The 18,885-nt window shown below is 65.9% G+C and carries 19 protein-coding genes, 4 tRNA genes and 1 pseudogene; 13 read left to right on the top strand and 11 right to left on the bottom strand.

Translation table 11 applies throughout. From position 1 onward, the window contains the following. Position 1: 1 nt before the first annotated feature. Positions 2-442: an SRPBCC family protein gene (locus tag WA944_RS17470; RefSeq protein ID WP_526609504.1), complete on the bottom strand. Its 441-nt coding sequence runs from the start codon at positions 440-442 to the stop codon at positions 2-4. Between the two features lie 101 nt (positions 443-543). Between WA944_RS17470 and WA944_RS17475 the strand changes: the two genes are divergently transcribed. Beyond that, on the top strand, positions 544-693 hold the full coding sequence (locus WA944_RS17475; RefSeq protein ID WP_526609503.1) for a hypothetical protein: 150 nt from the start codon (positions 544-546) through the stop codon (positions 691-693). Positions 694-696: 3 nt separating this feature from the next. Here WA944_RS17475 and WA944_RS17480 read toward each other — a convergent pair. From WA944_RS17480 to WA944_RS17510, 7 genes and pseudogenes are all read right to left on the bottom strand, one after another. Further along, positions 697-2,251, bottom strand: a pseudogene (locus WA944_RS17480) (phytoene desaturase family protein). Positions 2,252-2,370: 119 nt separating this feature from the next. Next, positions 2,371-2,976 (bottom strand): TetR/AcrR family transcriptional regulator, encoded by a 606-nt coding sequence (locus tag WA944_RS17485; RefSeq protein ID WP_526368340.1) that lies wholly within the window; start codon positions 2,974-2,976, stop codon positions 2,371-2,373. 29 nt (positions 2,977-3,005) lie between these two features. Next, positions 3,006-3,620, bottom strand: coding sequence for a TetR/AcrR family transcriptional regulator (locus tag WA944_RS17490; protein WP_526368342.1), 615 nt, complete (start codon positions 3,618-3,620; stop codon positions 3,006-3,008). A 21-nt stretch (positions 3,621-3,641) separates the two neighbouring features. Beyond that, positions 3,642-4,187: a chorismate mutase gene (locus tag WA944_RS17495; RefSeq protein ID WP_526368344.1), complete on the bottom strand. Its 546-nt coding sequence runs from the start codon at positions 4,185-4,187 to the stop codon at positions 3,642-3,644. Between the two features lie 53 nt (positions 4,188-4,240). Further along, a tRNA-Phe gene (locus WA944_RS17500) sits at positions 4,241-4,317 on the bottom strand. Between the two features lie 42 nt (positions 4,318-4,359). After that, positions 4,360-4,436 (bottom strand) — tRNA-Asp (locus tag WA944_RS17505). 37 nt (positions 4,437-4,473) lie between these two features. Beyond that, positions 4,474-4,546, bottom strand: a tRNA-Glu gene (locus tag WA944_RS17510). 134 nt (positions 4,547-4,680) lie between these two features. Here WA944_RS17510 and WA944_RS17515 point away from each other — a divergent pair. Beyond that, positions 4,681-4,756, top strand: a tRNA-Lys gene (locus tag WA944_RS17515). A gap of 16 nt (positions 4,757-4,772) precedes the next feature. On the opposite strand, the gene WA944_RS17520 is transcribed toward WA944_RS17515, so the two are convergent. The 3 genes from WA944_RS17520 to WA944_RS17530 all read right to left on the bottom strand — a co-directional run bounded on the left by WA944_RS17520 (position 4,773) and on the right by WA944_RS17530 (position 7,662). Further along, positions 4,773-5,462 carry a VldE C-terminal domain-containing protein gene (locus WA944_RS17520; protein ID WP_526370138.1) on the bottom strand — a complete coding sequence of 230 codons (690 nt, stop codon included), beginning with the start codon at positions 5,460-5,462 and terminating at the stop codon, positions 4,773-4,775. A 136-nt stretch (positions 5,463-5,598) separates the two neighbouring features. After that, positions 5,599-6,504, bottom strand: a complete 906-nt coding sequence (locus WA944_RS17525) for a serine/threonine-protein kinase (protein ID WP_526370136.1) — start codon at positions 6,502-6,504, stop codon at positions 5,599-5,601. A gap of 138 nt (positions 6,505-6,642) precedes the next feature. Further along, positions 6,643-7,662 carry an oxygenase MpaB family protein gene (locus WA944_RS17530; protein WP_526370134.1) on the bottom strand — a complete coding sequence of 340 codons (1,020 nt, stop codon included), beginning with the start codon at positions 7,660-7,662 and terminating at the stop codon, positions 6,643-6,645. A gap of 77 nt (positions 7,663-7,739) precedes the next feature. Here WA944_RS17530 and WA944_RS17535 point away from each other — a divergent pair, with 77 nt between their 5' ends. The 11 genes from WA944_RS17535 to pstB all read left to right on the top strand — a co-directional run bounded on the left by WA944_RS17535 (position 7,740) and on the right by pstB (position 18,841). Next, positions 7,740-8,321, top strand: a complete 582-nt coding sequence (locus tag WA944_RS17535; protein ID WP_526370132.1) for a TetR/AcrR family transcriptional regulator — start codon at positions 7,740-7,742, stop codon at positions 8,319-8,321. Between the two features lie 106 nt (positions 8,322-8,427). Next, a complete protein-coding gene (locus WA944_RS17540) occupies positions 8,428-9,438 on the top strand; it encodes an acyl-ACP desaturase (RefSeq protein ID WP_526370130.1) in 1,011 nt (336 codons plus the stop codon). A gap of 74 nt (positions 9,439-9,512) precedes the next feature. After that, on the top strand, positions 9,513-10,646 hold the full coding sequence (gene dusB / locus WA944_RS17545) for a tRNA dihydrouridine synthase DusB (RefSeq protein WP_526370128.1): 1,134 nt from the start codon (positions 9,513-9,515) through the stop codon (positions 10,644-10,646). A 210-nt stretch (positions 10,647-10,856) separates the two neighbouring features. Next, entirely contained in the window at positions 10,857-12,821 is a 1,965-nt protein-coding gene (locus WA944_RS17550) for an LCP family protein (RefSeq protein WP_526370126.1), read from the top strand. A gap of 82 nt (positions 12,822-12,903) precedes the next feature. Next, on the top strand, positions 12,904-13,572 hold the full coding sequence (gene phoU, locus WA944_RS17555) for a phosphate signaling complex protein PhoU (protein WP_526370124.1): 669 nt from the start codon (positions 12,904-12,906) through the stop codon (positions 13,570-13,572). Positions 13,573-13,855: 283 nt separating this feature from the next. Further along, the gene (locus WA944_RS17560; protein ID WP_526647188.1) at positions 13,856-14,227 is read left to right on the top strand and encodes an arsenate-mycothiol transferase ArsC; all 372 of its coding nucleotides are present in this window, start codon (positions 13,856-13,858) and stop codon (positions 14,225-14,227) included. After that, positions 14,224-14,889: an arsenate reductase ArsC gene (locus tag WA944_RS17565; protein ID WP_526370120.1), complete on the top strand. Its 666-nt coding sequence runs from the start codon at positions 14,224-14,226 to the stop codon at positions 14,887-14,889. The genes WA944_RS17560 and WA944_RS17565 overlap by 4 nt, the downstream gene beginning before the upstream one ends. 153 nt (positions 14,890-15,042) lie before the next feature. Beyond that, positions 15,043-16,014, top strand: a complete 972-nt coding sequence (locus tag WA944_RS17570; protein WP_526370118.1) for a phosphate ABC transporter substrate-binding protein PstS family protein — start codon at positions 15,043-15,045, stop codon at positions 16,012-16,014. Between the two features lie 22 nt (positions 16,015-16,036). Then, entirely contained in the window at positions 16,037-16,981 is a 945-nt protein-coding gene (pstC, locus tag WA944_RS17575) for a phosphate ABC transporter permease subunit PstC (RefSeq protein ID WP_526370116.1), read from the top strand. Continuing rightward, positions 16,981-17,925 carry a phosphate ABC transporter permease PstA gene (pstA, locus tag WA944_RS17580; protein ID WP_526370114.1) on the top strand — a complete coding sequence of 315 codons (945 nt, stop codon included), beginning with the start codon at positions 16,981-16,983 and terminating at the stop codon, positions 17,923-17,925. The genes pstC and pstA overlap by 1 nt, the downstream gene beginning before the upstream one ends. 142 nt (positions 17,926-18,067) lie before the next feature. Then, positions 18,068-18,841 carry a phosphate ABC transporter ATP-binding protein PstB gene (pstB, locus tag WA944_RS17585; RefSeq protein WP_526370148.1) on the top strand — a complete coding sequence of 258 codons (774 nt, stop codon included), beginning with the start codon at positions 18,068-18,070 and terminating at the stop codon, positions 18,839-18,841. The last annotated feature ends 44 nt before the right edge of the window (positions 18,842-18,885 follow it).

Here is an 18,885-nt window from a genome sequence, read left to right on the forward strand (position 1 = left end):
CTCACCCCTTGATGACCTTGAGCACCTGCTTGCGCAGACCCTCGGTGGCGGTCTCGACGCCGCCCTTCATCGTGCGCTTGAGGATGAAGCCGGGCATCGGCACCGACAGATCGATCGCGATGTCGAAACGCACCCGGGTCTTGTCGCCCTCAGGGGTCAGCGTGTAGCCGGCGTCCTGGGCCTTGAGCTGGCCGGCGGAGACCAGCGTCCAGCTGACCTCACTGTCCCCCCAGGTGTATTCGATGACCTGCTCGTCGGTCAGGCCGGCCGCCTTGACCGTCATCTTGACCCGCTTGGGCCTGCCGTTGTCGTAGCTCTCCAGGATCTCCGCCTTCTGGTACTGCGGCGACCAGCTCGGTGTCGCTTCGACGTCGGCGATCACGTCGAGGATCTGCTCGGGAGTTGCTTCGATCACGACTTCGCGGGAGTCCTTGGTTGCCATGGCGCGAACGATAGACCACGCAGGAGGCCGTCAGGAACGAATTGGGGCGACTGCGGGCGCGGGGCTGAGTCAACCGGCAGTGCAGCGGGTAGTACTGCCTGGTGACGAAAGACAAGCCGAAGACCACCGAATCCGACGCCGGCTCGGACGAAGCCGACAATGATGTGCTCAGCGATCCGTCGAAAGGGGCGCAGGAGGGGGCCGACTGGTCCGACGAAGGTGGTGCCACCCCCGGCGGGCCGGCGACCTGATCGTCAACCGCGGTCTGCGAGTACCTGTTGGGCGGGGTTGTAGCCGGGAATGAACGTGATACCGGGGCCGCCATGACATCCCGCGCTGGCCAGGTACAGTCCGTCGAGTGAATCGGTTGGTCCACATACCCTTTCGCCCCGGGACGGTTGGGGCCCATCTGCTCGGGACGAATCAGGCCGTGGCAGTAGTCGCCACCCCGGGCACCGAACATCGTGCCCATGTGTTTGGGGGTGAATGTGGTGTGGCGCGTGATCAGGCTCTCGAAGTCCGGTGCCAGCCGGGTGATCTTCTCGATCACCCGGCGACCCATCTCGGCCTTCATGTCCCCGTAGCTCGATTCGCTCTGCTCGATCGGGAACCACAGCGAGAACGCCGAGGCCGCGTGCTTGCCGGGCGGCGCCAGGCCGGGATCGTTGGCCGACGGTATCTGCAGTGCGATCGCGGGGTCGGCGGGAACGATCCCGCGCCCCGAATCCTCCCACTGCCGCTGCAACTCTTCGGGCGTGCTGAATATCCCAATGGCCGACTGGCAGTCGGGATCGTTGAGCACCTCGTAGGGCTCGGCGAACGTCGGCGGTCCGTCCAGCGCGAAGTGCATCTGCAGGTAGCTTCCCCGATGATCGATGTGCGAGAACCGTTCCCGGATGGCGGCCGGCATCGCGGCGGGGTCGACCAGGCCGTTGACGGTGAGATCCGGTGCGACAGCGGAGACGACCACCGCAGCGCTCACCGTCGTCCAGCCGGACGCCGCAGACACGCCCGTCGCTGACCAGGATCTCGTCGACCTTGCTGCGCAGGCGTAGCTGACCGCCTGCGGCGGTGGACATTTGCAGCAGGTGTTCGGTCACCGCCCCCATGCCGCCACGGAACTTCTTGATCAGCGTGGCGTTCTCGTCGGGCACCGCCAGTCCGAAGGCCAGTGCGGCTGCGCTGCCCGGGGTGGCGGGACCCCGGTAGGTGGTGTTGACGGCCAGGAAGGCCAGCATTCCGCGCAGCGCGCCGTGCTTCTCCCGGTCCGGGAGGTACCGGTCGAGTACGTCGCTGACCGAGCCGAACAGGATGTCGTTGATCGCCTGCCGTTCGAATTCGTTTGTCGCACAGGCATACATCTCGTCCAGGGTTTTCGGCGGCTGTGCCGCGTCGAACCGGCCGAGCGCCCTCGTCGGAGCCTGGCACCAGGCCATCAGGCCTGCCATACCGTTGACGGCTTCGGCGCCGTGCACCTCGTTGAGGTGTGTCAGCAGCTTCATCGGGTCGGTGTAGTAGATGACGGGGTCGTCGCCGACACCGCGCAACTGCACCGACATCACCTCGAGGTCGACCGTGGGCAGCTCGTCCAACCCGAGCGCCGCGCTGGACGACCGCGGACGTCGGCACCTGCACCGAGCCGGCGATCTCGAACCGGAAGCCGTCGAAGAGCTCGACGGTGGAGGCCATTCCGCCCGGGTAGAGCTTGGCGTCCAGACACAGGGTCCGCAGCCCCGCCTGCTGCATCAGGGCAGCGGCGGTGAGCCCGTTGTGCCCGGCGCCCACGACGATGGCATCGAAGTCCGTCATCGCCCGAGGCTGACACGGAATCTCAGGTTTTGTCAATATTGACGAAACTTTTCCCCGCCGGAACTGTATTTCAGGCGCAAAATTCCGACTAGGCGCCTGCTGGAATACCGTTCCGGCGGTCAGATCCGGTCGTCGATACCCGTCCGCAGCAGGTGCAGCGCATGTCGGCACAACCGGTCCAACTCGGGTAGCGAACGGTCCTCGCCGAGCATCCACACCTCCATCGCTCCGAACACCGCGGCCGCGATGCACCGTGCGGTGACGGTGACCCGCATCCGCTCGTCCGTCCCCGGCGCGGGTGGGTCGGCGCCGGCCACGTGCGCCTCGACGGCCTCGGCGAAATCCGCCTCGACCTGCCGCAGGTGGCGCACGATCCGGCCCGGATCCAGCTCCTGGGCGCGCATCGAGGCGATCTTGGTGACGGCCCAGTCGTCGTACGGCGACGCCATGATCGCCGATTGCACCGACTCGATGATCGACTCGTCCGGTGAGCGCGCTGCCAATGCCGCGCGGAACCAGTGCAGTCCGGCGTCGTAGTCGGCGAACAACAGATCATGCTTGGACGCGAAGTGGCGGTAGAAGGTCCGCAGCGAGACCCCGGCGTCGGCGGCGATCTGTTCGGCCGAGGTGTCCTCGACTCCCTGGGCCAGGAATCTCACCACCGCCGCCCGCCTGAGCGCTTCCCGGGTGCGCTCGCTGCGCGCAGTCTGGGCAGGGCGGACCATGCCCGTAAAGTACCGCTCCCGGTGCGGGATCAGGAGCGGTTGGGGCTCAGCAGGGAGATCGACGCGTCGACCGCTTCGTCGGTGACGTCGCCCATCCGGCCGCCTTCCTCCACGGTGATCGCCGTCAGTTCCCGCAGGCCGCCGAGCAGCATGATGATCCGCCGGCGCGATACCGGGCCCACGCCCGCCGCCCGGAACTCGTCGGTGTCGCCCAGAGCGCCGACCATGTCGATGAAGCTCTCCATCGCGTCGCGCTGCAGACCCCGCGCCGCGGCGCCCAGCGCCGGCACGTCGCGTATCCAGCTCAGCATCAGCGCCGACCGCTCCTCCCCCGAGGAGATCCACGCCTCGATGGCCTGGCGCACCTGCTTCTGCCAGGGCGCGCTGGGGTCGACCGCGTCCGAGATCTGTCTGACCTGATCGACGTTGGCATCGGACAGCAACGCGACGAAACAGGCTTCCCTGCTGCCGAAGTGCTCGTAGAACGTGCGCCGGGAGGTCCTCGCCCGGCGGACGACGTCGGCCACCGTCGTCTTGGCGTAGCCGACCTCGGCGATCGAGGCCTCCAGCGCATCGAGCAGCCGCTGCCGGAAATCGCTTCTGCCAACGTCGCCGCCGATGCCGGTCGTGTCCGCGGGTTTCATGTCACCGACATGATTTCACGCTCAGCGGCAGTAGTGGCGGGTGGCGAAGTCGACGGCCTGCCGGTAGAGCGGATCCAGCGACCGGGTCTCGGTCACCACCGCTTTCGCCGCGTCGAGATCGGCCGGACACGTCGGCGAGTGCAGCACCGTCCACTCGTCTGCCATCTCGGTGACCATCGTCCGGTTGAGCCCGTCGATGGTGGCGCGCGAGGTCGCCAGGTCGGGAGCCTGCACGGGTGCCGACGCGGGATCGAACTTCCATTGCGCGAGTCGGGTGTACTCGATGGCCACGGTCGCATCGATCTGGTCACGGAAGGCCGACGTCACGTACGCCGGATCGATCTGGCGGTCGGTCGCGTCGGCGGCCACGGCATCGAGGACCTGCTGTTCGCGGGCGGGGTCCTCGATGAGCCCGCCGGTCAACAGTTTGGATGCGGCCACCGGTTCGGCGACCTCGAGTCGTTGCGCCGCGGCGTCCACCAGCGGAATCAGCGGGTTCTCGGGTTGGCCGTGAGCAGCGGCGGGGGCGACCAGCATGGCGAGAGCGGCGGCGGGGGCGACCAGCATGGCGAGAGCGGCGGCGACGCAGAACGCGGCTGCGCGGATACCCGAGTTGATCATGGTGGCCAGGGCCGGGATCGAACCGGCGACCTTCCGCTTTTCAGGCGGACGCTCGTACCAACTGAGCTACCTGGCCGGACGGCCCGACCACTTCGTCGATCGAAGCGCCTCGCCGTAATGGCGACCCTGACGGGACTCGAACCCGCGACCTCCGCCGTGACAGGGCGGCGCGCTAACCAACTGCGCCACAGGGCCTTACTCGTGCAGCTTCCGTCGGAACGGTCGCCGCGTGTACCCCCTACGGGATTCGAACCCGCGCTACCGCCTTGAAAGGGCGGCGTCCTAGGCCGCTAGACGAAGGGGGCCGGCCGAATCTCTTCGGGGTACTCACAACAACATGTCGTTGGGAGCTTCGATAGCTTAGGGTACCGACACCCAAATCCTCAAACGAGCAGCCCGCCGCTATCCTTTGCAGTGCCGGTTTCACATCCACCGATACGCCCCTATAGCTCAGTTGGTAGAGCTACGGACTTTTAATCCGCAGGTCGCAGGTTCGAGCCCTGCTGGGGGCACCAGGAACGACGCCGCACGTCAGCGGAAGTAGAGCTCGTCGCCGGACGGGTAGCCGCCACCGGTCGTGGTGATGTGGACGTGGTCGTAGTGGCCGTAGCCGCCGGGCCGCGCACCGCCCGGCGTGTAGTACACGCCCCGCCAGATCGCGTCCTGGATGCCGAACCGCCCGGCGTTCTGGAAGACGTAGGAGACGATCGCGTTACCGAGTGCGATGCCCGCCGCGGAGTTGGGGTTCGGGATCATCACGTCGATCGCCAACCCGTTGGGATGCCATTGCAACGCGTCCTGGCGATGCCCACCGATGTGCTTGATCTCCGAGAACACCGCGCTGATGCTGCGAGCGGTCAGGATCGTCCTGACCTGCAGGCCGCGCTCCGGCGCGATCCCCGCGGGCAGGGTGGGGCTGACGACCCGCCATCTCGACGCCGCAGTCACCACCGAGTCCGGCGGGTTGGGCGCGCTCGCCTGGACGATCGTTCTGGCTGCCTCCGGCCCGGTGACGGGCGAGGCGACGATCTCGACGCAGCACGGCGGCGCCGGCTCCTCGACGATCTCCGGAGCCTGCTCGGCGACGGGGGTGGTGGTGGCGGGCCGGGTGAGCTGACTCGCGTCACCCTTGACGACAAAAAACAGCGCGGCCGGAGCGAGCACGGAGGCCAAGAACACAGACGGGTGGCGCCGTTCGTTGGCTAGGGAGTGCCGGCCCACGCACTGCAACATACGTGGAATCGGCGGAAAGTACAGCACGGGACAGAAAAAAATGAATATGGCGCGCCGATCGTTACCCGACCGGTACCGGTCGGAGAGCCGCGGTATATCTGCAGGTCAGATCAGCTGTTCAGGGTTACACGGCGATCAGCAACCCGGCGATCAAGAGCACGGCAAAAATTGTTGCTCCGGCAAGCCATCCGCCGGCCCTTCGCGGCTGCGGCGCCGGTGGGTCCAGGCAGGCCCGCATCTGCTCGGCGGTGCCGAAGCGCCACCGTGGATCGCGGGCCATCGACCGCTCGATGGTCAGCGCCAGAGCCGGGTCGACGTCCGGGCGCAAGACCCTCAGCGGCGTCACCTGCCCTGCTGAGATCGCGTCCGCCAGCGCGCACAGATTCGTCTGCGGGAAGGCCCGCCAGGCCGTCAGCGCCTCGTAGGCGACGACGCCGAGTGCGTACAGATCGTCACTGGCCACCGCCGGGCGGCCGGCGATCCGGTCGGCGGGCAGATAGGCCATCGTCCCGAAGATCCGGTTGGTCAGGGTCTGCGGCGTATCGGCGCTCTTCGCGACACCGAAGTCGGCGATCTTCACCCCGCCCGACGGGGTGAACAGAATGTTGGCCGGCTTGATGTCGCGGTGCAGCACTCCGCGGGCATGGGCGGCGCCGAGGGCCGACAGCACGTCCCGCAGGATCGCGCGCACCTGCTGGGTGGGCAACGGACCGCCGCGGGCCAGCACATCGGCCAGGCTCTGCCCGGGCAGTCGCTCGAGCACGATGTAGTGCCTGCCGTGGTGAACGCCGGAGTCGTGCACGGCCACCACGTGCGGGTGGTTGAGCCGGGCCGCAGCGCGTGCTTCGGTCGCGAACCGGCGCTTGGTGTCGGGCTGGGTGCTCGCCGACGGATAAAGCAGTTTGACGGCCACCGGCCGACTCAGCCTGATGTCCCAGGCGTCGCGAACCTCGGCCATGCCACCGCGACCGATGACGCCCCGCAGTTCATAGCGCCCGCCAAGAACCTCCGGCGCCTGCATGACCTGCATGGCTTGTAGCTAGCCACTGTGGCGCCGAAACAAACCTGACCGGCCCCACGTGCATCAAGACTGCAGCCAGGGCGGCGAAGTGCGAGTAGCGCCCGCCGCCAGCGCAGCCTCAACGATTCCCGTGGAACAGACCGGGAGTCAGACCTTCGGGCTGTAGTAGTGCGGGTTGTCCCGGTACTCCACCGGTGGCAGATTGCGCGCAGGAGTCTCCACCAGCGGCGCATCTGCGGGCAACCGGCCGTGCGCACGGTCCCATGCCGACCGCTTCCGGGGATGCATCAGCATCCGCTTGGGCAGCAGCCTGGTGCCCACATACACGGCCTGACCGAAAAGTCGGTGCAGCCGCTCCTGGCGGGGAGACCAGCTGTAGCCCATCAGCTCCCGCACCGCAGGATCGAACAGCCCGACGGTGGTGAAGTTGAAGAAATGTTGCATCCCTTGCACATTCAGCCGCCACAGCCAGTCGGGCATCCATTCCAGCGATGGGTGCTTCGGCATGGTGGACAGGTCCAGCACCGCCCGGGCAGCCCAGTTGTTCTCCAGGACGTCGTGGCACATGTGATCCCAGTACTGCTGGAAGTCCTCCCAGGTCTTCGGGACCGGCCGCATGCTCATCCCGTACATCCGGTACCAGGCGACGTGCTCGTCGAACAGTTGCCGTTTCTGCGCCTCGGTCAGGCCGCCGCCGAGCCATTCCGCGGCCAGCAGCGTCGACTTGAAGAACGTCGCGTGGGCCCAGTAGAAGACCTCGGGGTTCAGCGCGCTGTATCGGCGGCCCTGGTCGTCGACGCCCTTGATCCCGATGTGATAGTCACGGACCTCCGCTCCGGTCCTCGGCGCGCGGTCCCCGTCGAACACCACGCCGCCGATCGGGTAAACCGACCTGAACAGCCGCGGCATCCGCTCCAGGAAGAAGATCGAGTGCTGCTGCACCGCAGCGCCGAGTTGCGGATGCATGTTCTGCATCGACCCCGCCCACGGGCCCTGCAGCATCCCGGTCCACTGACCGAAGTACTTCCATGTCAGCGTGTCCGGGCCGAGCGGAAACGGTGGCGCGTCGTAACCTCCCGGGGCGGCCGGACAGCCCGCTGCCATCGGCGCGGCCGCGGGATCGGATGCGCTGGTCACCGGGCACACCTCGGACGTATCTTGAGTCACTGGTGACCTTTCCCTGAACGTGTCACGTCGCCACAGTATTTTGACTACAATCGTTGTCAGCAGAGTTTAGGAGTGATGTGGCGTCCGGTCAACGACGCGGCCGATGGTCAGGCGTTCCCCTGCAGGACCGCCAGGTTCTTCGCCGCGGCGCACTGATCACCGCGGGCATCGGCCTGCTAGGCAGTCCGGGCGGGCCGAGGCTGACCGTGCGCGCCGCATGTCGCGCCGCCGGGCTGACCGAACGCTACTTCTACGAGAGCTTCACCGACCGCGACGAGTACGTGGGTGCGGTCTACGACGACGTGTGCAACACCGCGATGGCCACGCTGCTGAAAGCGGACAGCCCCCGCGACGCCGTCGAGCAGTTCGTTGCGCTGATGGTCGACGATCCGGCCCGAGGGCGGGTGCTGCTGCTCGCGCCGGAAGTGGAACCGGTGCTGGCACGTTCGGGCGCGGAGTGGATGCCCAACTTCATCGATCTTCTGCAGCAGAAGCTGACCCGCATCACCGATCCCACCGTCCAGGCGATGGTTGCCACCGGCCTGATCGGGGCACTCAGTGCATTGTTCACGGCTTACCTCGACGACAGGTTGGCCGCGACGCGCGAACAGTTCATCGACCACTGTGTTGAGCTACTGCTCAGCAGGGCTGCGACCTGAACAGCCCGCCGACCTGGGTGTGAGCCGTGGCGTGGTGGCTTGAATGTCACCCGTTTACACAGATATATTGAGTGCAACCATCAGGTACAGATAACTGGGAGGTGTCGTGTCGAAAGACCTGACCGACCTGCAGCTGTTGACCGAACTCGAGCCAGTCGTCGAGCAGAACGTCAACCGCCACATGCGGATGCGTAAGGACTGGAACCCCCACGACTACATCCCGTGGTCCGATGGCAATAACTACTACGCGCTCGGTGGCCAGGACTGGGACCCCGAGCAGACCCAGCTCTCCGAGGTCGCCCGCGTCGCGATGCTGGTGAACCTGCTCACCGAGGACAACCTGCCGTCCTATCACCGCGAGATCGCGATGAACTTCGGCATGGACGGCCCGTGGGGTTTCTGGGTCAACCGCTGGACCGCCGAGGAGAACCGGCACGGCATCGCGCTGCGCGACTACCTGGTGGTCACCCGTGCAGTCGACCCCGTCGAACTCGAGCAGCTGCGCATCGAGCAGATGGCCCGCGGTTTCAGCCCCGGCCAGAACGATCAGATCGAGGCCGACCTGTTCGCCGACAGCCTGTTCGACTCGGTGATCTACGTGACGTTCCAGGAGCTCGCCACCCGCGTCTCGCACCGCAACACCGGTAGAGCGTGTGAGGAGCCCATCGCCGACCAGTTGTTGCAGCGGGTCTCAGCCGACGAGAACCTGCACATGATCTTCTACCGTGACGTGACCGAGGCCGGCTTTGAGATCGCCCCCAACCAGGCGATGAAGTCGCTGCACAAGGTGCTGCGGAACTTCAAGATGCCCGGTTACACGATCCCCGACTTCCGTCGCCGGGCCGTCACCATCGCCTCCGGCGGTGTCTACGACCCGCGGATCCACCTCGACGACATCGTGATGCCGGTGCTCAAGAAGTGGCGGATCTTCGAGCGCGAGGACTTCAACGGCGAGAGCGCCCGGATGCGCGACGACCTCGGCCTCCTCGTCGACGAGCTGCAGGAGTCGGTCGACAAGTTCGAGATCGCCAAGCAGCGTCGCGAGGAGCGGCTGGCTCAGATGGCCGAGAAGAAGGCCGCGAAAGCTCAGCTGGTCGGAACCTCGACAGGCAGTTGACCGCCACCACCGACCACCGGCCGGCCCGATCCGCGCTTCAGCGTCCCCCGAGTCGCTCCGCTCCTACCCCCGAGGTGAAGATCGGGCCGATCGCGCTGCGTAGCCCGGTCGTCCTCGCCCCGATGGCCGGGGTGACCAACGTCGCTTTCCGGACGTTGTGCCGTGAGCTGGAGCTGGCTCGCGCCGGCACAGTGAGCGGACTGTACGTCTGCGAAATGGTGACCGCCCGCGCCCTGGCCGAACGGCACCCGGTCACGATGCACATGACCACGTTCGAGCCCGACGAGTCGCCGCGGTCACTGCAGCTCTACACCGTCGACCCGGAGAACACCTTCGCGGCGGCGAAGATGATCGCTGACGAGGGGCTGGCCGACCACATCGACATGAACTTCGGCTGCCCCGTGCCGAAGGTCACCCGCCGCGGCGGCGGCGCCGCACTGCCGTTCAAGCGGCGGCTGTTCGGCCAGATAGTCGCAGCCGCCGTCAAAGCGACCGAGGGCACCGACATTCCGGTCACCGTGAAGTTCCGGATCGGCATCGACGACGACCATCACACCCATCTCGACGCCGGGGCGATCGCGGCCCAGGAGGGAGCGGCGGCGATTGCCCTCCACGCCCGCACCGCAGCGCAGCGCTACTCCGGCACCGCCGACTGGACACAGATCGCCGCGTTGAAGGCCCACGTCACCGATGTTCCGGTGCTGGGAAACGGTGATATCTTCGACGCCCGAGACGCCCTGGCAATGATGGCCGCGACGGGTTGCGACGGTGTGGTGATCGGCCGCGGCTGCCTGGGACGGCCATGGTTGTTCGCCGAGCTCTCGGCAGCTTTCACCGGAACGTCCCCGGCGACCCCGCCCACGCTCGGCGAGGTCGCGCAGATCATCCGTCGGCACGGCGAGCTCCTTGTTGCACATTTCGGAGAGGACAAGGGAATGCGGGACATCCGCAAGCACGTGGCGTGGTACCTGCACGGATTCCCCGCAGGAGCCGACCTTCGGCGGTCATTGGCGCTGGTCAAGACGATTTCAGAGCTCGATGACCTGCTGGAGCAGCTGGACCCGGAGGTACCGTTTCCGCCCGCGGCCGGCGGTCCGCGCGGGCGCCAGGGCTCGCCGGCGTCGGTGACGCTACCCGAAGGCTGGCTCGACGACCCCGACGACTGCATGGTCCCCGCCGGGGCCGATGTGATGAACTCAGGCGGCTGAGCTGGACAGATCGAGACAGGACTGACACCTTAGTTTGACTAGCTGTCTCTCAGGTTGTCTCAGTACGATGGGACTCCGACTACTCTGCTCGGTGGCGGAGCCGGGGTAAGTGCTCTAGACAGATAGCAGGCAGTCCTCGCCTGGGCGGCGGTGCGCGACGACGCCCGAACGCCGTGGGGAGCCGTAGGGAGCTGGAAGGCCGGTACGAACATGAGTGACGGCGGTAACGCCACTCCTGGCCGTCCCCTCCCCGGCGGCGGCGACAGGACCGGCGACACAACCGATGCTGACCGGCTTACCCGATCGCGACGGCCGACGCCAGGCGGCGCGCCGTGGGAACGGGCAACCGAGTCCCGCCGGCTCGACGAGGGCCCCCCGCCCGAACCCGTCACCGTCGCCGACCTGATTGCCAAGATCAACGGTGGCGCCCCGGTGTCGGAGCCGAAGCGGCACCGCGCGGAACCGGTGCCCGACGCCGAGCCGTATCCCGAGCTGGACGATTTCGACACCACCGTGCTGCCCGTCACGGTGCTGCCCACGTCCGAACTCCCGGACCTGACCGGACCGCGCGTTCCGGTTCGCCGCGATCCCCCGAAACCCGACCACCACCGCGCAGTGCTCGTGGGGCGGGTCGCGGCGGCGCTGGTCGCGGCGCTCGCGCTGGTGCTGACCGGCGGCGCCTGGCAGTGGCAGTCGTCGAAGAACAACTCGCTCAACCGGGTCTCGGCACTGGACCCGGACTCCCGCGACATCGTCGACCCCAATGCGCAGTTCGGCGACGAGAACTTCCTCATCGTCGGTGTCGACAGTCGGTTCGGTGAAAACCTCGAGATGGGCGCCGGAACCACCGAGGACGCGGCCGGCTCCCGGTCGGACACCATCATGCTGGTCAACATCCCCGCCAACCGGGAACGTGTTGTGGCCGTGTCGTTCCCGCGGGACCTCGAGATCGACCCGATGGAATGCGAGCCGTGGGATCCCCAGACCCGCGAGTACGGCCCGATCACCGACGAAGAATCGCCGATGTACGGCATGGAGACGGTCTACACCGAGTACAAGCTGAACTCGGCGTTCGCCGTCGGGGGACCCAAGTGTCTGGTCAAGGTGATCCAGAAGATGTCGGGTCTGCACGTGAACCGTTTCATGGCAGTCGATTTCGCCGGATTCTCCAAGATGGTCGACGCCCTCGGCGGGGTCGAGGTGTGCAGCACCGCGCCGTTGGAGGACTACGAACTCGGCACGGTACTGCCCGTCGCCGGCCGCCAGATGGTCGACGGCCACACCGCACTGAACTACGTTCGCGCGCGCCAGGTGACCACCGAGAACAACGGCGACTACGGACGGATCAAGCGACAGCAGCTGTTCCTGTCGTCGCTGCTGCGTTCGCTGATCTCGAAGGAGACGTTCTTCTCGCTCTCGAAACTCAACAACGTCGTCAACATGTTCATCGGCGACAGCTACGTCGACAACCTGGACACCAAAGACCTCGTCGATCTCGGCCAGTCCGTGCAGGGCGTCTCCGCGGGCCGCATCACGTTCGTCACCGTGCCCACCGTCGGCTATGCCGACGAGTGGGGCAACGAGGTGCCCCGTACCGATGACATGCGCGCCCTGTTCAGCGCGATCATCAACGACGATCCGCTTCCCGAGGAGCGCAACGCCGACAACACACCGGTGCCCGGCACGCCGGAGTCGCTGATCAACTCGGCGGCGGGTGAGGCTGTCCCGCACACCGGTGACCCCTCCGGCGAGGGTGAGTTCGTGACCGCCGTGGCCACCGACCCCGAGGCCGTCACGGTGCAGGTCTCGAACGCGACGGCGGAAAGCGGGCTCGCAGCCACGGCCGCCGACGCGTTGCAGGTGCACGGCTTCAACGTCACCACGCCCGACGACTACCCGGGCCCGCTGTCTCAGACGACAGTGTTCTTCTCCTCGGGCAACGAAGAAGCCGCCGCGACCGTCGCCTCGTCGTTCGCCAACCCGACCATCGAGCGTGTCACCGGGATGGCCGATGTGGTCCAGGTGGTTCTCGGCAGCGACTTCCAGTCGGTGGACGCCCCCGCGCCCAGCGGATCGTCGGTCCAGGTTCACGTCGTCCGCGGCACCGGCGAGACGACCTCAGAACTCCCTGAGGACCTGTCGGTCACCAACGCCGCGGACACCACCTGCGAGTAGCGCCGTTCGGGCAGGTGGCATTCACCTTTCGTTCACCGGCCGGTTCGTGACGATCGGGCAGGTCAGCCCGTAGGCTTGCGCCATGCGAACCGCGTACCACGAACAGCTTGATGCCCTCAGCAGCCAACTCGGCGAGATGTGCGGGATGGCGGGGGTGGCGATGGAGCGGGCCACCCAGTCCCTACTCCAGGCGGATCTTGCGCTGGCCGAGCAGGTCATCACCGATCACGAGATGATTGCAGAATGGAACGCGCGCGCGGAAGAGAGCGCATTCATTCTTCTCGCGCTGCAAGCTCCGGTGGCCGGTGACCTGCGGTCCGTGGTCAGCTCGATCCAGATCGTCGCCGATGTCGACCGGATGGGGGCGCTGGCACTGCACGTGGCCAAGATCGCACGTCGTCGCCACCCCCAGCATGCGCTACCCGAGGAGGTCAACGGCTACTTCTCCGAAATGGGTCGGATCGCAGTCGAACTCGGTCACGGCGCGCAGGAGGTGCTGCTCACCCGCGATCCGGAGAAGGCCGCCCGGATCCGCGAAGAAGACGACGCGATGGATGATCTGCACCGCCACCTGTTCACTGTGTTGATGGACCGTGAGTGGAAGCATGGCGTCGCGGCTGCGGTGGATATCACACTGCTGGGCCGGTATTACGAACGCTTCGCCGATCATGCGGTCGAAGTGGCTCGCCGGATGATCTTCCAGGTCACCGGTGAACTGCCCGCCGCAGACGGCGAATTGAATGCCCGCTAGCTCCAGGTGAGACTCATCGGCAGGCCTCCGTCCATGCCGCGCTCGCCGATCCGGGCCGGCTCGCCATCGTCGACCGTCTGCTGCTGAGTGACACATCACCATCGGAGCTGCGAGTCCTGCTGGGGATGCCCTCCAACCTCCTTGCTCACCACCTGGGAGTGCTCGAGACGGCGGGGTTGTGCGCCGGTCTCGGTCGGAGGGCGATCGTCGCCGCACCTATCTGTCGATAGCACACGAAGCACTGGAGCCGTCTCCGGTCCACAACGCGCGCCGGGTGGTCTTCGTGTGTACGCAGAACTCACCGCGCAGCCAGTTGGCCGCAGCCGTATGGCACCGACACCGCAGACCCCTGGTTGCAACCTCGGCAGGTACCCACGCCGCGTCCGCGGCGGCCCGGCGGGGTGGGTTGCCGCTGCACGCAAGAGCGCCGCAACACCTCGACGATGTCCGGGAGCCAGGCGACCTCATCATCGCGGTCTGTGACAACGCTCACGAGGAGTTGCCCACGGACCTGCCCCGCATCCATTGGTCGATTCCCGACCCGACCCGGACACCTGAGCCACACGTATTCGACCACACGATCGACGTGCTCACCCAGCGCATCGACCGGCTCGTTTCCATGGTAGGCCCACCTAGCAACGGAGCAGATCAATGATCGAGAACACCGTCCAGCCCATTCGCCACGACTTGAGCATCGACCAGCAGCTCGGCCTGAGAACCGCGGCTAGCCGGCTGCAGACAGAGTTCGGCACGATGTTCGGCGTCGAGACCCTCGAGCGGTTCCTGGCCTCGTCCTACGATCAATTCGCCAGTAGGGCCACCGTCCCGAATTACCTGCCGCTGTTGGCGGAACGTTTTGCGCGGCAACGCCTGCGGGCGCTGGCCAAGGTGGAGGGCAAGCAGGACGACGGCAAGCCGGTCGTCCTGTTCCTCTGCACCCACAACGCGGGACGTTCGCAGATGGCCATGGGGTTCTTCACTCACCTCGCCGGCGAGGAGGCGGTGGCATGGTCAGGCGGATCGGAGCCGGGCCACGAGGTGAACCCGGCGGCGGTGCAAGCGATGGCAGAGATCGGAATCGACATCGCCGGCGAGTATCCGAAACCGTGGACCGATGAGATCGTCCGGGCCGCCGATGTGATCATCACCATGGGATGCGGAGATGCTTGCCCCATCATTCCGGGACGTCGTTATGAAGATTGGCTTCTCGATGACCCGGCCGACTTGTCCGTGGACAGCGTGCGCCCCATTCGGGACGAGATCGAACGCCGGGTCCAGGGCCTTCTTGCCGAGCTCGGGGTTGCCGTCAAGAGCTAGGCAGCCCCACCTGAGCAACATATGTCTGCGTCGTTCACCTTCCGTTCACCTTCCGTGTCCCGGATGGACGCGTGTCTTTCCTACGTTTTGCGAGTACTCAGTACGACACCGGGCTCGCAGGTGCGCGCCCGCATCAACAGTGATCGGAGAACAATGCGCAACTGGCTACCAGCGGCCGTACTGGCCGCGACGGCTTCCGTCTTTGTCGCGGGCTGCGGCGGGAGCGGTGACAGTGCAGGCGGCGGCGAAGGCGGCGAGGGCTCCCTGTCGGGCAACATCCGCGTCGACGGCTCGAGCACGGTTGCGCCACTCTCGGAGACGATCGCGGAGCTCTTCCAGCAGGAGCACCCCGGTGTGCAGGTGACGGTCGGCACGTCGGGCACCGGCGGCGGCTTCGAGAAGTTCTGCAACGGCGAAACCGATCTGAGCGACGCGTCCCGCCCGATCAAAGAGGACGAGGCCGCACGGTGTGAGGCAGCCGGAATCTCCTTCGACAGCGTCACGGTGGCCAACGACGCGCTGTCGGTGGTCGTCAATCCGGAGAACCCGGTGACCTGCATGACGGTCGATCAGGTCCGGCAGATCTGGGACCGCGGTTCGACCGTCAACACCTGGGGCGATGTCGAGGGCCTCGATATCCCCGCGGAGTTCGCCGGCACCCCGATGCAGCCGTTCGGGCCGGGTGTCGACTCGGGGACGTTCGACTACTTCACCGAAGCGATCAACGGTGAAGAGGGCAAGATCCGCGAGAACTACACCGACATCGGTGAGGACGACAACGCGGCGGTGACCGGCGTCTCCGGTGCAGTCGGCGGCGTCGGCTTCATTCCGTACTCGTTCACCGAGCAGGTCGGCGACGCGGTCAAAGCGGTCGAGATCGACAACGGACAGGGCTGTGTGGCGCCGACCCTGGAGAACGTGCAGGCCGGCGAGTACACCCCGCTGGGCCGCGAACTGTACGTCTACGCCAAGGACCAGTCGTTGAACCGGCCCGAGGTTCTCGAGTTCATGAACTTCTACATCGAGAACTCCGATGCGGCGGCCGAGGCGGCCTCCTACATTCCGCTCACCAACGAGCAGAAGGAAGAGGCACGCGCCAAGATCGCCGAGCTCGAGGCCAAGTGACCACGGAAGCAGCGAATTTCACGTGACGATCAAGGACGACGCCGCCAGCGCACCTCCGAGTGAGGTGTCGCTGGCGGCGTCCAGCCCCCGCAATGGGGAGAAGGCCATCAAGGCCGCGTTCGCATTCTGCGCGGCCCTGTCAGTCGCGATCACCACGGCGATCGTCGTGGCCCTCCTTTTCCCGACCCTCAGCTTCTTCAGCCACGTCTCGATCACCGAGTTCTTCACCGGCACGTCGTGGCGGCCAGCGTTCGCCATTCCGTCTTTCGGTGTGCTGCCAATCGTCGTCGGCACGTTGACCGTTGTGTTCTGGGCCCTGCTGATCGGCGTTCCGATCGGCCTACTCGCCGCGATCTACCTGTCCGAGTACGCGTCGACAGGGGTGCGCAAGGTGGTGAAGCCGGTCCTGGAAGTCCTGGAAGGCATTCCGACCGTGGCGATCGGCATGTTCGGCTTGCTTTTCATGCGACCGTTCCTCGAGGATCTCCTGCCGTTTCTGCAGTGGCAGGCGTTCTCGGTCGGTGTCGCCGGCATCATGGTCGGGATCATGATCGTGCCGCTGATCACGTCAGTATCCGATGACGCGATGCGGTCCGTACCGGCCGGTCTCCGCGAAGGCGCATACGGGTTGGGCGCCAACAAGATGCAGGTCTCGCTTCGGGTCATCTTCCCGGGTGCGATCTCCGGCATCATCGCCGCGATTGTGCTCGCCACCTCGCGTGCGATCGGCGAAACCATGGTTGTGTTGATCGTGGCCGGCCAGACACCGCTATTAGGCTTCACCTTCACCGGATCGGTGCAGACGATGACCGCGTTCATCGGGTCCACCGCCACCGGCGACATCTCCACCGGCAGCATTGTCTACGAGTCGATCTTCGCCGTGGGTGCGCTGCTGTTCGTCATGACACTGGCCATGAACATGTTCGCGATCCGCATGGTCCGCCGCTTCCGGGAGGAATACGAGTAGTGACTACTGAGAAGACCGTGCCACGCACCGAACGGACACGACTGGCTGCTGCCGGGGCGCGTGCGGTGGTGGAGGGTTCGCTGAAGAGCAAATCTCCGATGGGCAAGGTCAAGAACCAGATTTTCCTGGCCCTGATGCTGCTCGCCATCGTGACCGCCGTCACCATGCTGCTCGGCATGATCCTGTGGGCCGCGATCAAAGGTTGGCCGCGGCTCGACCTGAACCTCTTCCTCAACGGCCCGTCGACGATCAATGTCGACACCGCCGGTTACCGACCGGCGATCCTGGGCACCATTTACATCATCCTCGGCGTGATGGTTCTTATCGTGCCGGTCGGTGTCGCGGCGGCGGTGTACCTCGAGGAATACGCTGACAAGACGAAGTGGTTCAACCGGATGATCGAACTGAACATCCAGAACCTGGCCGGCGTGCCGTCCATCGTATTCGGCATCCTCGGCATGGCGTTCATCGTGCGGGGGCCGCTCAGCATGGGTTTTGTCGCAGCAGCGGGTTCGCTCACGCTGGCCATGCTGGTGCTTCCCACGGTGATCATCACGGCTCGCGAGGCCATCAAGGCGGTGCCTTCGTCAATTCGCGAAGCTTCGCTGGGCTTGGGTGCCACTCAGTGGCAGACGGTGCGTAAGCAGGTGCTCCAGACCGCCATTCCCGGCATCACCACCGGGGTCATCCTCGCGGTGGCACGGGCGATCGGCGAGGCGGCGCCCCTGCTACTGGTCGGAGCGACAACGTTCGTCACGTTCAACCCGCAGTTGTTCCAGGGTGGGTACACCGCGATGCCGGTGCTGATCTACAACTACATTCAGCGGCCGCAGGAGGATTTCCATATCCTGGCGGCGGCCGGCGTGATCGTGATGCTCGCAGTGTTGCTGGCAATGAACTCCTTTGCGATCTGGCTGCGCAATCACTACGAACGGAAGTTCTGACACCATGAATCAGGGACCAGCAGCTACCACCACCGGAAGCGGACAGATGACCGACCAAGAAGTCACCCCGGAAACGACGGTCGAGAAGAACACCTTTCAGGTGGACAAGCGACCCCCGCGGGAGCGCGCCGCCGTCGGCGGGATGGTCTTCACCGTCAGGGACATGAATGTCTGGTACGGCTCGCACAAAGCGGTGCGCAACGTGAACCTCGATATCGCCAACGGTGACATCACCGCCCTGATCGGCCCGTCCGGGTGCGGCAAGAGCACGGTGCTCCGGTGCTTCAATCGGATGAACGACCTGGTGGCCTCCGCCCGAGTGGAAGGCGAGGTGAAATACCACGGAATCGACCTGTACGGCAAGAACGTCGATCCGATCGAGGTGCGTCGCCGCGTCGGCATGGTGTTCCAGAAGCCAAACCCGTTCCCCAAGTCCATCTACGACAACATCGCCTACGGTCCGCGGGTCAACGGGATGAAGGGCGACATGGACGAGATCGTTGAGGGGGCGCTCAAGGGCGCAGCGCTCTGGGACGAAGTCAAGGACAAGCTCAAGGAGAGCGCGCTGGCCATGTCCGGCGGGCAGCAACAGCGGTTGTGTATCGCTCGGACGATCGCCACCCGCCCTGAGGTGATCCTGATGGACGAGCCGTGTTCCGCCCTCGATCCGATCGCGACGAGCAAGATCGAGGATCTGATGCGTGAGCTCGCGGAAAAGTACACGATCCTGATCGTCACCCACAACATGCAGCAGGCTGCGCGTGTCAGCGATCGGACCGCGTTCTTCACGGCCGCGGTGGACGAGGGTGACGGCGTGCGTTTCGGTGAACTCGTCGAGTTCGACGACACCGAGAAGATCTTCTCGAACCCGTCGGACAAGCGCACCGAGGACTACATCTCGGGCCGCTTCGGCTGACGACGGGCCAAGTTCTATCGATGGCGTGTGGCCGGCCGAGTGCC

The organism is Mycobacterium sp., assembly GCF_049683355.1.
Lineage (GTDB): Bacteria > Actinomycetota > Actinomycetes > Mycobacteriales > Mycobacteriaceae > Mycobacterium.

Excerpts from the sequence above, each read along its gene's own strand:
- WA944_RS17470 (WP_526609504.1), bottom strand. The coding sequence starts at position 442 with ATGGCAACCAAGGACTCCCGCGAAGTCGTGATCGAAGCAACTCCCGAG.
- WA944_RS17485 (WP_526368340.1), bottom strand. The coding sequence starts at position 2,976 with ATGGTCCGCCCTGCCCAGACTGCGCGCAGCGAGCGCACCCGGGAAGCG.
- WA944_RS17490 (WP_526368342.1), bottom strand. The coding sequence starts at position 3,620 with ATGAAACCCGCGGACACGACCGGCATCGGCGGCGACGTTGGCAGAAGC.
- WA944_RS17495 (WP_526368344.1), bottom strand. The coding sequence starts at position 4,187 with ATGCTGGTCGCCCCCGCCGCCGCTCTCGCCATGCTGGTCGCCCCCGCC.
- WA944_RS17525 (WP_526370136.1), bottom strand. The coding sequence starts at position 6,504 with ATGCAGGTCATGCAGGCGCCGGAGGTTCTTGGCGGGCGCTATGAACTG.
- WA944_RS17550 (WP_526370126.1), top strand. The coding sequence starts at position 10,857 with ATGAGTGACGGCGGTAACGCCACTCCTGGCCGTCCCCTCCCCGGCGGC.
- phoU (WP_526370124.1), top strand. The coding sequence starts at position 12,904 with ATGCGAACCGCGTACCACGAACAGCTTGATGCCCTCAGCAGCCAACTC.
- WA944_RS17565 (WP_526370120.1), top strand. The coding sequence starts at position 14,224 with ATGATCGAGAACACCGTCCAGCCCATTCGCCACGACTTGAGCATCGAC.
- WA944_RS17570 (WP_526370118.1), top strand. The coding sequence starts at position 15,043 with ATGCGCAACTGGCTACCAGCGGCCGTACTGGCCGCGACGGCTTCCGTC.
- pstB (WP_526370148.1), top strand. The coding sequence starts at position 18,068 with ATGGTCTTCACCGTCAGGGACATGAATGTCTGGTACGGCTCGCACAAA.